Annotated in this window: 13 protein-coding genes; 6 read left to right on the top strand and 7 right to left on the bottom strand. The window is 38.1% G+C overall.

Going from position 1 to position 14,237, the window contains the following annotated elements:
• Positions 1-89: 89 nt before the first annotated feature.
• A complete protein-coding gene (alaS, locus tag A9996_RS00065; protein ID WP_066429455.1) occupies positions 90-2,705 on the bottom strand; it encodes an alanine--tRNA ligase in 2,616 nt (871 codons plus the stop codon).
• A gap of 217 nt (positions 2,706-2,922) precedes the next feature.
• Between alaS and A9996_RS00060 the strand changes: the two genes are divergently transcribed.
• Genes A9996_RS00060 through A9996_RS00040 form a run of 5 tightly spaced genes read left to right on the top strand, consistent with a single transcriptional unit; the run spans position 2,923 to position 6,200 of the window.
• Positions 2,923-3,894: a M23 family metallopeptidase gene (locus A9996_RS00060; protein WP_066429453.1), complete on the top strand. Its 972-nt coding sequence runs from the start codon at positions 2,923-2,925 to the stop codon at positions 3,892-3,894.
• Between the two features lies 1 nt (position 3,895).
• Positions 3,896-4,225, top strand: a complete 330-nt coding sequence (locus A9996_RS00055) for a MerR family transcriptional regulator (protein ID WP_066429452.1) — start codon at positions 3,896-3,898, stop codon at positions 4,223-4,225.
• Between the two features lie 14 nt (positions 4,226-4,239).
• On the top strand, positions 4,240-4,839 hold the full coding sequence (locus tag A9996_RS00050) for a LemA family protein (protein WP_066429451.1): 600 nt from the start codon (positions 4,240-4,242) through the stop codon (positions 4,837-4,839).
• Between the two features lie 49 nt (positions 4,840-4,888).
• Positions 4,889-5,326: a TPM domain-containing protein gene (locus A9996_RS00045; RefSeq protein WP_066429449.1), complete on the top strand. Its 438-nt coding sequence runs from the start codon at positions 4,889-4,891 to the stop codon at positions 5,324-5,326.
• Between the two features lie 16 nt (positions 5,327-5,342).
• Complete coding sequence (locus tag A9996_RS00040) at positions 5,343-6,200, top strand: TPM domain-containing protein (protein WP_066429447.1); 858 nt, start codon at positions 5,343-5,345, stop codon at positions 6,198-6,200.
• 419 nt (positions 6,201-6,619) lie between these two features.
• Here the strand turns inward: A9996_RS00040 and A9996_RS00035 are convergent, their stop codons facing one another.
• Both A9996_RS00035 and der read right to left on the bottom strand, forming a co-directional pair.
• On the bottom strand, positions 6,620-9,403 hold the full coding sequence (locus A9996_RS00035; protein WP_066429445.1) for an outer membrane beta-barrel protein: 2,784 nt from the start codon (positions 9,401-9,403) through the stop codon (positions 6,620-6,622).
• Positions 9,404-9,500: 97 nt separating this feature from the next.
• Positions 9,501-10,805 (bottom strand): ribosome biogenesis GTPase Der, encoded by a 1,305-nt coding sequence (gene der, locus A9996_RS00030; protein WP_066429442.1) that lies wholly within the window; start codon positions 10,803-10,805, stop codon positions 9,501-9,503.
• Between the two features lie 77 nt (positions 10,806-10,882).
• Between der and A9996_RS00025 the strand changes: the two genes are divergently transcribed.
• A complete protein-coding gene (locus A9996_RS00025) occupies positions 10,883-11,389 on the top strand; it encodes a GTP-binding protein (RefSeq protein WP_066429441.1) in 507 nt (168 codons plus the stop codon).
• Positions 11,390-11,556: 167 nt separating this feature from the next.
• On the opposite strand, the gene era is transcribed toward A9996_RS00025, so the two are convergent.
• Genes era through A9996_RS00005 form a run of 4 tightly spaced genes read right to left on the bottom strand, consistent with a single transcriptional unit; the run spans position 11,557 to position 14,215 of the window.
• Positions 11,557-12,438: a GTPase Era gene (gene era, locus A9996_RS00020; RefSeq protein ID WP_066429439.1), complete on the bottom strand. Its 882-nt coding sequence runs from the start codon at positions 12,436-12,438 to the stop codon at positions 11,557-11,559.
• Positions 12,439-12,487: 49 nt separating this feature from the next.
• On the bottom strand, positions 12,488-13,417 hold the full coding sequence (locus tag A9996_RS00015) for a YihY/virulence factor BrkB family protein (protein ID WP_066429435.1): 930 nt from the start codon (positions 13,415-13,417) through the stop codon (positions 12,488-12,490).
• A gap of 33 nt (positions 13,418-13,450) precedes the next feature.
• The gene (locus tag A9996_RS00010; protein WP_394337381.1) at positions 13,451-13,681 is read right to left on the bottom strand and encodes a DUF3820 family protein; all 231 of its coding nucleotides are present in this window, start codon (positions 13,679-13,681) and stop codon (positions 13,451-13,453) included.
• A gap of 3 nt (positions 13,682-13,684) precedes the next feature.
• Positions 13,685-14,215 (bottom strand): DUF922 domain-containing protein, encoded by a 531-nt coding sequence (locus A9996_RS00005; RefSeq protein WP_083993798.1) that lies wholly within the window; start codon positions 14,213-14,215, stop codon positions 13,685-13,687.
• Positions 14,216-14,237: the final 22 nt, after the last annotated feature.

Below are 14,237 nucleotides of genomic sequence, written 5' to 3'. Positions count from 1 at the left end.
GGGGCCCCAATCCTTTTGGAATTTGGTACTTTATTTTTGAAATTTAAATTTATCCCCTTTGCGCCTCCGTGTCTCTGCGAGAGATAAAATCACGAATTCAAATACCCCCGAGCTGCCTCTAAAGCCTGACCAATCCCGTCTGGGTTTTTACCACCCGCAGTGGCAAAAAATGGTTGACCGCCGCCACCGCCTTGGATAAATTTACCCAATTCGCGAACAATTGAACTTGCGTTCAAGCCTTTGCTTGCTACCAACTCTTTTGAAACATAACAGCTCAACAATGCTTTACCATCAGTTTCAGCCGCAAATAACAAGAACAAATTGTCATATTGTTGGCCTAATTCAAAAGACAAATCCTTGATTCCGGAAGCATCCAAATCTATTTTTTTTGCTAAAAACTGAACCCCGTTAATTTCTGTTAACTCATCCTTAAGGTCACCCTTTAAGTTTTTGGCCTTCTCTTTTAATAAACTTTCAATGTGCTTCTTTAAGTCAGCATTCTCGGTTTGTAAATTTTGAATCGCCTTTACCGGCTCTTGGGCATTGTTCAAAAGACCCTTGATTTCAAAGAATGCACGGTCATGATCTTGGTAATACGCTTTGACCGCATCATTGGTAATGGCCTCAATACGACGAATACCTGAAGCCACCGCGCCTTCTGAAATAATCTTAAAATACCAGATATCTGCAGTGTTTTTGACATGTGTACCACCACACAGTTCCATAGATTTTCCATAACGGACCGTACGTACCGTATCGCCATATTTTTCACCGAATAGCGCGATAGCGCCTTCATCAATGGCCATCTGCATTGGGATGCTGCGCTGTTCTTGAAGTTGCAGTTTGCCATCAATACGTGCATTGACAAAATTTTCAACATCACTTAATTCCTCTGCGGTCATTTTTGAAAAGTGCGAAAAATCAAAACGCAAATATTTGGAGTGCACTGCACTTCCTTTTTGCTCTACATGTACGCCCAACACTTCACGCAATGCCTGATGCAGCAAATGGGTTGCGGTATGGTTAGACTCTGTTCTTCTGCGCTGTTTCTCATCTACTGACGCCTTAAAAGTTCCGTTGAGATCTTTTGGTAAATTCTTTGTAAAATGGATGATGACATTATTCTCTTTTTTTGTGTCCAAAATATAAACAACATCCCCATGACTATCTTCCAAATAGCCCTTATCGCCTACTTGTCCGCCACCTTCTGCATAAAAAGGTGTGAGATTGAAGACTAATTGGTACATCTCACCATCCTTTTTAGAAATCACTTTTCTATATCGGGTAATCTTAACGTTGGTCTCAAGAAGGTCATAACCTACAAATTCCTGTACAGTATCTTCTTTTAAGATAATCCAATCTTCTGTAGACATTTCACTGGCTGCACGAGAGCGGTCTTTCTGTTTTTTCATTTCAGATTGAAATCCTGCTTCATCCAATTGTAATCCTTTTTCTCGCAGAATCAAGGCTGTCAAGTCAATCGGAAACCCGAACGTATCATAAAGTTCAAAGGCCTTTTGACCAGAAATGGTATCAGAATTTGACTCTTCCACAATTCTGTTCAGAAGCACCAGTCCCTGATCCAAAGTTCTTAAAAATGATTGTTCCTCTTCCTTAATCACATTTTCAATCAACTGTTTTTGTGATTTCAGCTCAGGAAAAGCCTCGCCCATTTTTTTGCTCAACACATCTACCAATCTATAGATAAACGGTTCTTTTTGATCTAAAAACGTAAAACTATAGCGGATGGCTCTTCTTAAAATGCGTCGGATCACATAACCAGCGCCTGTGTTACTTGGCAACTGACCATCGGCAATAGAAAACGCCACGGCACGCACGTGATCAGAAATGACGCGAATGGCAACATCTACGTCTTCATTCTCTCCATAAGGTTTGTTGGCTATAGTTTCAATCTCACGGATAATCGGCGTAAACACATCGGTATCATAATTGGACTGGACACCCTGCAACACCATGCACAAACGCTCAAAACCCATCCCTGTATCAATATGTTTTTGCGGCAAGACTTCTAGAGAGCCATTGGCCTTCCTATTGTATTGCATAAAGACAAGGTTCCATATTTCAACCACCTGTGGATGGTCCATATTGACCAAGGTTTTTCCATCCACTTTTGCTTTCTCTTCTGCTGAACGAATGTCAACATGGATTTCACTACACGGCCCACACGGACCTTGATCACCCATTTCCCAAAAATTGTCCTTTTTATTGCCCATCAAAATGCGATCTTCGGAAATAAACGATTTCCACAAATCATAAGCCTCCTGATCCATTGGCAACTTGTCTTCTTTGCTGCCTTCAAAAACGGTAACGTAAAGGATATTTTTATCTATACCATACACTTCAGTCAGTAATTCCCATGCCCAGGCAATCGCTTCATTCTTAAAATAATCACCAAAACTCCAGTTGCCCAACATCTCAAATAAGGTATGGTGATAGGTATCATACCCCACCTCTTCCAAATCATTATGCTTCCCAGAGACCCGCAAACATTTTTGACTATCGGTAATTCTGTTGTTTTTAGGTTGTGCATTGCCCAAAAAATACTCTTTGAAAGGTGCCATTCCAGAATTCACAAACATTAAGGTAGGATCATCCTTTAAAACCATCGGTGCAGATGGCACAATATCATGCTGTTTATTCTTAAAAAAAGTTAGAAATTGGGAACGTATGTCTTGAGATTTCATGTTTATATTGATGTCTTATTGTGCTCAAATTAGCCATAGGGCGCATTTTTTCACAAATTTATTTTAAAGTTTACACATCGCTCGCCTACAGTAATCGATTATCGTTTAGTTTTACTAAATTTACGATTGAAATATTTTGTAGGTTTGGCCGTTTGGTTAATGATTAAAGGCGGTTTTAGTGTCTTTTTAACTGTGCAAAAATAGTATAAATTAGGAAATGAGTAAGGTAAAATTTTATTACGATTCAGACACCCTCTCTTATAAGAAAATAGAGCGAAAAAAGAGAAATACCGTTAAGTATGCCTTCATTTTTATTTTGGCTTCAGCGCTTTTTGCATTTCTTTTTGTGTTTTTGGCAAGCCAATTTGTTAAATCTCCTAAAGAGCGTGCTTTGGTAAGAGAACTCCAACATATGGAGCTACAATACAAATTGTTGAATAAAAAAATGGATCAGGCCCAAAATGTTTTGTCCAATGTTGAAGAGCGTGATAACGCAATTTACCGTCTCTATTTTGAAGCCAATCCTATCCCTGAAGAACAGCGCAAGGCAGGTTTTGGTGGAATCAATCGTTATAAGGGACTGGAAGGTTTTGACAATTCCAAAATTATTATTGCAACCAATAAGCGTATGGACATTTTGCAAAAGCAGATTGTTGTGCAGTCCAAATCTCTAGATGAAATTGCTGTTTTGGCAGCAGATAAAGAAAAATTCTTAGCTTCTATTCCTGCAATACAACCCGTAAGCAATGAAGATATGACCCGGATGGCCTCAGGATATGGTTACAGAACGGACCCCTTTACCAAAGTTAGAAAATTCCATTATGGAATGGATTTCACAGCCCCAAGGGGTTCTCCAATTTACGCCTCAGGAGACGGTACCGTAACTAGAGCCGATAATACGGCAACAGGCTATGGCAATCATATTAGGATAGACCACGGCTACGGTTATGAATCCTTATATGCCCATCTCTACAAATATAATGTACGTGTCAATCAAAAAGTTAAACGTGGCGATTTGATCGGTTTCGTAGGAAGCACGGGGCGCTCTGAAGCACCACATTTGCACTATGAAGTATGGAAGGATGATGATCGCATCAACCCTATCAACTTCTATTATGGTAACTTATCAGCTGAAGAATACAGCAAATTATTGGAACGTGCATCCTTAGAAAATCAATCCCTGGATTAATATGCACATCGATCTACCAGAAAAAAGATATTATGGCATTGGCGAAGTGGCTAAGGCGTTTAAGGTGAATACGTCTTTGATCAGGTTTTGGGAGAAAGAATTTGATATTCTCAAACCTAAAAAAAATGCTAAAGGCAATCGGAAATTTACGCCAGACGATATCAAGCACCTTAAGTTCATCTATCATTTAGTAAAAGAACGAGGCTTTACTCTTGAAGGTGCTAAGACGCATTTAAAGGAAGAACGACAACAAGCCCTCACCAATTTTGACATCATCAGTAAATTAGAAGACATAAAATCACAACTCGTTAAAATTAAATCACAACTCTAAAAAACCAACACATCATGAAAAAATGGCTTATTCCAGTAATTATTATTGCCTTAATAGCTATAGCGCTATACTCTTGGGGAAAAAACTTTAACAATACCGCGGTAGAACTTAGTGAAACTGCTTCCCGAAGCTGGGGTGATGTTGAGAGTAGTTACCAGCGCCGTAATGATCTGATTGGAAATCTTGTAAACACAGTACAAGGTGCGGCAGATTTTGAGCGTACGACCCTCACCGAAGTCATTGAAGCAAGAGCAAAAGCAACCTCCACCACTATTGATGCCAGCAATCTTACGGCAGAAAATATGGCACAGTTTCAACAGGCTCAAAATGGTTTAACGGGTGCTCTATCAAAATTATTGGTTTCTGTAGAGCGTTATCCTGAATTAAAGGCAAATCAAAATTTCCTTGAACTACAGTCGCAATTGGAAGGTACAGAGAACAGGATCAATGTGGCGAGAGATCGTTTTAACGAAGCGGTAGAACCTTATAACAAACACATCAAAACATTTCCAAACACCGTATTGGCAGGCCTTTTTAATTTTGATGACATGAGTTATTACCAAGCTGATGCAGGTGCTGAGAACGCTCCAGATGTCGATTTCGATTTCAAATAGATCGACCCTAACAGCTATCTGAGGAGTTAAATTTTAAAAAAATAGGAATATGTCTAAAATAGAAGATTTTCTAACCGCCGAAGAGGAGCAACAAGTTATTGCCGCCATTAGGACTGCCGAAAACAAAACCTCGGGAGAAATACGCATCCATCTTGAAAAAACCTCTAAAATTGACACTTATGAACGTGCCTTGGAAGTGTTCCGTTTATTGAAAATGGATAATACAAAACTTCAGAATGGCGTATTAATCTATGTTGCCATTGAAGATAAAACCTTTGTTATATTTGGTGATGAAGGCATTAACAATGTAGTAGATGATGATTTTTGGGAAAGTACCAAAAACGTAATGCAAGGGCATTTTAAAAGAGGACATTTTAAACAAGGTCTGGTGGACGGCATTTTAAAGGCAGGCCAGCAATTAGAAACCCATTTCCCGTGGGATGCCGGTGATAAGAATGAGATTTCAAATGATATTTCAATAGGATAAAAAGCAAGTGAGCATTATGCAGTCAATAATTAGCAGTACCTCTATTTACCATAAAAGAAGGAGCGTCTATCAATGCTATCTTTTAAGTGCACTGTTAATTTTATGCAGTATTCAGATTGGTTTTTCGCAATTTAAAATCCCTGAAAAACCTACAAAAACTACTGAGCAAACAAGTGTTTACCAATATACGCCATTGCTTTCTGACAGTCAGAAAACTAGTTTAGAGCAAAAATTAATCAAATATTCAGATACTACTTCAACACAAATTGTTGTGGCCATCATCAGTTCAACACAAGGTGAAAACATTAATTATTTAGGGGCGCAATGGGGCGAAAAATGGGGTATTGGACAAGCTAAAGAAGACAATGGTATTTTAGTATTGTTGGCCAAAGACGATCGGAAGATTGCCATCAACACCGGATATGGTGTGGAACACTTATTAACAGACGCGATGTCCAAGCGGATTATTGAACGCGATATCATCCCCTATTTTAAACAAGATGATTATTATGGTGGCCTAAACCGAGGTGCTGACGCTATTTTTGAAGTGATGACCGGCGAGTACCAAGGCACACGCCAAGAAGAAGGCACCACGCAAGGATTTCCTGTCGGATTTATATTTATGCTGATTATGATTTTTATCATCATCATGATCTCGATTTCTAAAAAAGGTAAGGGAGGCGGCGGCCCTGGAAACAGGAACGGCAATGACTTTAGTATTTGGGACGCTATTATTTTAAGCAGTCTTGGACGTGGTGGTTTTGGCGGCGGCGGCGGTCGATCTTCAGGAGGCGGCTTTGGAGGCGGCGGTGGATTTGGTGGCGGATTTGGTGGCGGTGGCTTTGGAGGCGGTGGCGCTTCTGGAGGGTGGTAAACTTTATTGTTTCGGGTTTAAAGGTCCATGTTTCTAGTTTAAGTCAGGATGATAAATAGCTTGACTTTCAAGTTCAACAATCAGATTTTAAACTAGATTTAAAATTCAACGTCATCAAGTGCAAGTGCTCGTTCTGCAAAAGCTACGGATGGTTAGCCGACTTATAAAAAAAAATTGCGTAAATCTGCCGGATAAAATTTTAAAGTTCCGAGTTCAACTTCAACGTCGAGTTCAATTTCAATTTCAAAACATCTAATAACATTCCTGGATTGCGCAGGAAATTATTGGGCTGTACATAGGATAAATGAAAGTGAATGTAGAGTGCTAAATGATCGCATTTTTACCACCACTAATAATTTCGTGACAAGAAATTAGTTACTCTCCAGTTCCAACTTTTTCCTTTTATTCTTCAAGCATTCTCAATCAAAAAAAATCATCTCACCTGATCCTCGACTTTCACCTTTCGATCCAAGACTATTGAATTTCCAGCTAAAACTCAGCATAAAATACTGTTCTAAGACCGTGCTCTGAGAATCCTGAATATAGTTGTCTGTGGTAGTACGCTGCGCATTTGTATTTTGATTGAGTAAGTCATACACTTTTAAAGTCACCGTGCCAGTATCTTTTAAAACAGAATAGGCTAAGGTTGAGTTCCAAAACCAAGCACTTTTTTGAAATCCGTCGGCCACATTAGGATTATAACTAAACGTGATATCATTACGCCATTCTAATTTTTTAGGTACAAAGGTTGATGTTTGGATGCCCAGATTATGACTTAAAAAGTTCCGATCATCGAAATCTGCCAAATCATAACGTGTTCTTGTAAATGACAATCGGTAATTTGGCCGAATCTCAAAAAGTTTTTTCCACGTATACGTCAGTCGTAAGCTAGGATTCAGTCGGGTGCTTACCGCAGCATATTCGATCTCATTATTAAAATTGATCTGTTTGTTAACGTTGGCAGACAAACCCAAACGGACTTTTAGAGTTTGCAGCGAATCTAATTTAAAGTCCTTACTCATATTTGATCCTACGTATGCCCAATAATTTCCATCAACATTGGTATAGGTTGTGTTTCTTACAAAATTTTCATCTACCGCTGTTTTTGAAACCACTTTATCTTGAGTCAAATTAGCATTGGCATACACATAATACCCTGTTCCTTTCTGAAAGTCAAAACTGTTGTAGCCAAAATAAGCACCATGCTCTTTTGACGGTCGCAAATTCGGATTTCCAGTGATGGTGTTCAACGGATCAGAAACATCCTGAAAAGGTTGTAGTTGGGCTATTCTAGGGGCCTCATTCTCATAATCATAATCGAAATAAAAAGAAGACTTTGGACTGAATTGATAATTAAAATTAGCATCCAGTTCCAGAAAATTAAAGTTTTGCTTCAAACTCAGTTCTGGTCTCAATCTATCACTGTTCTCAATAGTTCTGCTGGCATAACCAGACCCCAATCTGAACGACATTTTATCAGAGTTGAACACCAGTTTAACACTAGGGCTTTGACGTTCATTTTTATTAATAAAGTTAGTACTCAGTAAGTCGTTGAAATCAGTATATGTTTGAGAACTTTCATTAAAGTCAAAGGTGCTTTTAATATCTCTACGCTTTTCTGTTTCAAAAATATATTGGAAATCAAGGAACCATTTTTTTGCTTCCAATGGAAAGCGATAGGTAATTCGAGACGTTAATCTGTTAGTGTTTTGGTCACCTTCTGTAAATTGATCCCTAATGATATCAATAGGATCTGTTCCAAAGATATTAGTTTCTGAATTCAGAAAATCATCACTCTCATTAGCATTTACACTGGCATCAATAGCCAATTTTATGAATGCACCTCCTGCTCCGAAACGCTTGGTAAGATCAACAGAATTATTAAAGTTCTTGCCTGTGTTTTCTACAAAGGATGCCGTTTCGGATTGATTGGTCAAGGTGTTGCTTTCATCTCTTGAAGCCTCTTGACGCTCAAACGTAGTTGCTGATTTGGAGTATCGAAATGAGGGTTTGATATTCACTAAAAATGTGGAATCAATTTCTACGTCAAATGCCAGATTTGCGCTGTGGCTATCAGTATCATTCGTTGAATTTGAGGTTGAATTTGTAAAATAGCGTGACTCTGGCAGAAAATTTTCCCTTTCTGTGGCTGTGGCATTATCTGAATGACTTCCGGAGAAAAAATAATCAGCAGAAATATCACCATTAGATCCAATTTCATCAGCATAGTTAACGCCCGCGTTATTAGATCTTGTGATGCCCTCACCACCACCAAAAGAACGGCCGTCAATCACAAAAGATCCACTGCTATTGAAACTCACGTTGTTTGCGCCTCCAAACATTTTTCTAATTTCTCCAAAACTAAAGCCTGAAGAATTGATATTATTGCCTCCAGCCAACACACTAATGCGTTGTTCATTATCAAAAATATTGGCCATACCCGCAAACTCATAACGATCATCCGTTCCGGCACCTGCTGCAACACGCCCAAAGACGCCTTTGTTATTTTCTTCCTTTATGGTTAAATTGATCGTTTTATTCTCTGAATCACCTTTTTCTCCACTAAACGCTTCTGCTTTGCTCTTGGTATCGGTAATCTGTATTTTTTCAATAAGTTCTTTGGTCAGGTTTCGTGTCGTAATTGTTGGATCGTCACCAAAAAACGGTTTCCCATTGACCAGAATTTTATTGACCTCCTTACCATTGACCTTTATTTTTCCATCTTCGTCAACCTCTACGCCAGGCAGTTCCTTTAATAGATCTTCAACATTAGCGTCTTTCTTTGTTTTGAATGACGCCACATTAAATTCTAGCGTATCTTTCTTTATGGTTATCGGAGCACGTGACCTGATGATCACTTCGTCCAATACATTTGCCGTTTTGAGAGCAATATTTTTTAGATTGATTGGAGCTTTTCCTATTTTTATAATTTGGGAATGGGTTTCAAAACCGATATAGGAAATAATCAGATTTAAGGAGTCTTCATAGGTTGTATTGTCTAAAACGAAAGTACCGTTTTTGTCAGAAATCGTATAAGTGACCAACGTAGAATCCTTAAGGGTTTCCAAATAGACCGTGGCAGATTCTAAAAAAGATTGATCCTCCTCTGAGATTAAAGTACCTGTAATCTTGAATGATTTACCTTGGGAAAATGTCGCATAAGTGCACGACAACAATGCGAGAACGCATAGAAATTTTTTCATGAATTTGATTGATGATGATTTAATAGCTCTAAAAAAACGAATATAACTATGAAGCTGTATGAATTTTCTTAAAAAAACTAATAAAATAGTCATAATCTTATTTTTTTCTCATGTATATGCTGATCGGGACACCATGAAAATCAAACTCTTCACGCAACTTGTTCTCTAAGAAACGCTTGTAAGAATCTTTAACATATTGTGGTAAATTACAGAAGAAAGCAAATTGGGGCTGCGGCGTTGGCAACTGCATAATATACTTAATCTTAACAAACTTACCTTTTAAAGCAGGCGGTGGATTATTCTCGATGATAGGCAACATGACCTCGTTGAGCTTGCTCGTTTTTATTTTCTTGCTCCGATTGTTATACACCTCAACGGCGGTTTCAATGGCCTTAAAAATACGTTGTTTATTGAGTACTGAAATGAAGACAATAGGAACATCTGTAAAAGGTTCCATTTCTTTACGGATTTGCTTTTCATAGTCTCTAGCTGAATTGGTGTCTTTGTCAACCAAATCCCATTTATTAACCAGAACGACAATTCCTTTTCGATTGCGTTCAGCCAACCAGAATATATTTTGTACTTGCCCGTCAAACCCACGCGTGGCGTCATGTATTACGAGACAAACATCACAATGTTCAATGGCTCTGACACTTCGCATGACCGAATAGAACTCCAAATCTTCCTTGACCTTTGACTTACGACGGATACCTGCAGTATCGACCAAATTAAATTCGAATCCGAATTGGTTGTATTTTGTGTCGATAGAATCTCTGGTTGTACCCGCAATATCAGTCACGATATAACGGTCTTTGCCGATCAGCGCATTTATAAAAGACGATTTTCCAGCATTAGGACGTCCTACAACGGCAAATCTTGGTAAGTCGCTTTGTACTTCCTCAACATGTTCTGGCAACGCTTTAACAACCTCATCCAACAAATCTCCGGTACCGCTACCACTGATACTGGCAATGGTAAAATATTCGCCTAGACCCAATGAATAAAACTCTACTGCATCTTCTGCGCGCTTATTATTATCAACTTTGTTTACTGCCAAGAACACAGGCTTGTTTACCTTTCTGAGTAATTCAGCAACATCTTCGTCCATCCCAGTAACACCACTTTCCACATCAACCAAAAAAATAATGACATCAGCTTCATCAATGGCAAGTTCTACCTGTTTATCAATTTCAGCCTCAAAAACATCATCACTCCCAATAATATAGCCTCCAGTATCAATAACAGAGAACTCACGGCCATTCCATTCAGATTTTCCGTAATGTCTATCTCTGGTCACACCGCTTACTGCATCAACAATTGCTTCCCTGCGTTGAATTAAACGATTGAATAAGGTTGACTTTCCTACATTTGGACGTCCTACAATGGCTACTATATTACTCATGGTTCTTAAATTGTTTGCAAAGGTAGTGTTTCCTTTCTAAAAAAAAAGAGTATTTTTCAGCGCATTAATTTATAACTATGTCAATTACGAACGAAATTGTTTTAAGACCTCGATTTAAAAAGGAATTGAAACAAGACCATGAGACCATTTTAAAAGTCTTTGAAGCTTCTAAAAAAACGTGTCAAACTTATAAAATTGTAAGGGTGGACGACCATGTCTTTATCCGCTTACCAAAACAGGAACAGCATTTCTGGTCGCCACAACTGCATTTGGAAATTAATGAAATCGATAGTGAAACCTCTATGCTTCACGGCTTATTTGGACCTAACCCAACGGTGTGGACCATGTTTATGTTTCTACATTTTTTGGTGGCTGGACTTTTTATAGCATTTGGTATTTGGACCTATACCAATTGGACCCTTAAAAACCCATATGGCATTCAGTTAGGAATGGTGATCGTGATGATTATTGCTTGGTTTGTATTGTATTTTGCAGGACGCTTTGGAAGAACTAAAGGAAAATCCGAAATGCACGAATTGTATAATTTTATGGATACAACCTTAAAGACCAATGGGATAATTTGAGTTGAAACGAGAAGTTGACACTAAAAAATTATCGCAGAGGTACACAGAGAAGTTCAGAGACACGCAGCGTTGACTGAAAAACACACATAGATATTCTTTATTTAAAGAGTTCTACAACCTAAAAACTGCCGACTGAAGACTGAAGACTGCCGACTGAAGACTAAAACCTACTTCTGATTATATCCAAAACGTTTCAATTGTCTTTGGTCACTTCTCCAATTTTTATTCACTTTCACATAAAGCTCCAAATGGACTTGTTTGCCAAAAAACAACTCTAAATCTTTACGGGCTTCTACCCCTACTCTTTTTAAGGCCGTTCCCTTATGGCCAATGATAATGCCTTTTTGAGTTTCACGCTCGACCATAATTACAGATCGCATTCTAATGATAGTTTCTTCTTCAAAAAATTCTTCGGTATCGATTTCAACGGCATACGGAATTTCTTTTTTGTAGTGTATCAAGATTTTTTCGCGAATAGTTTCGTTTACAAAAAACCGTTCAGGCCTATCTGTAAGTTGATCTTTCGGATAGAATGCAGGTGATTCTGGTAACAGTTCAATAATTCTGGTAAATATTTCCTTGACATTGAAGCCTTGTAATGCTGAAAGAGGGTAAATCTCTGCATTGGGCACTTTTTCGGTCCACAATTGAACTTGCTCTTCCAATTGTTGCTGGTCAGATTTATCAATCTTATTCAGTAACAACAACACCGGAATTTTTGAATTCGTAATTTTCTGAAAGAACGCATCATCTTTTAGTTCCTGCTCTCCAATTTCAACCATATATATCAATACGTCAGCATCATCAAAAGCAGATTTGACGAAAGCCATCATTGATTCCTGAAGTTCATAAGCGGGTTTGATAATTCCTGGAGTGTCAGAAAGAATCATCTGAAAATCTTCACCATTAACAATACCGAGAATACGGTGTCTGGTTGTTTGCGCCTTAGAGGTGATAATCGATAATTTCTCGCCCACAAAGGCATTCATCAATGTCGATTTACCAACATTAGGATTTCCTATAATATTTACAAAACCGGCTTTATGCATCTTATGATAATTTAAACAAAGATAAGTTTTAAAATTTGAACATTATTGATTATTCCGATGGGTTTCTTTCTTCTTTTAGATCAGTCTCACTTTCAGAAATAGTGTGGGAATCATGACCATATCTTTGAGAAAACACTCGGGTAAATTCGGCTCCAAAAAAGAAAATTAGACAAGAATAAGATACCCAAAGCAAGACTAAAACAATACTTCCTGCGGCGCCATAAGTTGATCCTGGATTAGCAGTTCCGAAATAAAGGCCCAATAAATATTTCCCAAGGGTAAACAGAATGGCGGTTATCAGTGCACCAACCCATACCGTTTTCCAACTGATATTTGTGTCTGGCATATATTTGAACATCAGGGCAAAAAGCGTACTCACCACACCTAATGAAAGTACCAAATCCAACAAATAAGCAACATACAATACAATATTTGGAAACAGTTCTCTGATATAGCTATTAAGTACTCCAAGTATTGCTGTAACAATAAAACTAATCAACAGCAAAAATCCAATGACCAAGATAAACGCAAAACTTCGAGCACGATCTGTCAGCAACTTTTTAAAATTGAATTTACCTGAATCGTCTATTTTCCAAATTTTATTGAGGGAAATCTGCAATTGGTAAAACACTCCTGTGGCACCAAAAACAATACTGGCAATACCTATTAGTGTTGAAATAATATTTTTTTCGGTATCCATTGTTTCGGTGATCATGACCTTAATCGTATTTGCCGCGTCCTGTCCCAATACTGAAGAAATTTCATTGGTCAAGTGTCCCTGAACAATCTCCGGACCCCAAATACTTCCAACCACATTGATTAAAATAACAATCAATCCTGGCAAGGACAAAACCGCATAATAGGCCACTACGGCACTTAAACGCCACGGGTCATCATCATTCCATGCCTTAAATGTTTTTGTAAATAACGAAGGCAGATGCTTAAATTTGAATTTTTTTTCGATGTGCTCTTCAGCCATGGGAAACAAATTTGAAGTTCTAAAGTTAAAAAATTACTTCGGATACCTCATTTTAATGTTTCTGATTATGTCCTCTAAACCATTTAGTTTTAGCTCGTATACAGTTTCAAGCATGAGCCCCAATTGCCCTTTTGGAAACCCTTTATTATGATACCAAACAACGTAGTATTCGGGTAAATCAATCAAGAATCTGCCCTCATACTTACCAAATGGCATTTTCATATGAGCTAATTTGATGAGAAAGTTTTTATCTGGTTGCAGCACAGCTTATGGGGTCGTTTTGTAATTACCATAATCTTTTAGCGCCCTGTCTATCTTATTTTGCCAAAACACTTGTGCCACTGTATCTTTAGAATGGTTTGTTTCCTGATCATATACTTTTTGCATCACAGCCATGTCTTTATTGATATTTTGATAGGTGGTATTCAATTCTTTTTTTATCTGATGTGACAGCTTTAAATTACTGATGGCTTTCCTAAACTTACGCAGATGCAACTCCGTAATATCAAAATGCAACTGCTCATGTTTTAAAACATGTGTTGAGGCTTTTTTTTGATGTACCCAAGAGCGTTTTGGATAAAAATGTGCTTTAGCAGTAGAATTGAAACCTACAGCTTTACCATTTTTATCTTGTATGGAAAACTCGAATGAAATTCCAGAGGCTGTCAATGCCACTACATCTCCAAGATTCTTGGGTTGACCTTTAAAATCTGACCATTTCAGTTGTGCCGTTTCCTGCCACTCCAAAACGGCTTCAGTATTGGATTGTCCCATAAGGCCAAATCCCAACAGCATCATAAAAAAAAGTAACGGTTAGGAT

Source organism: Gelidibacter algens (assembly GCF_001678675.1).
Taxonomy (GTDB): domain Bacteria; phylum Bacteroidota; class Bacteroidia; order Flavobacteriales; family Flavobacteriaceae; genus Gelidibacter; species Gelidibacter algens.
This window is presented reverse-complemented; position numbering and strand designations above follow the sequence as displayed.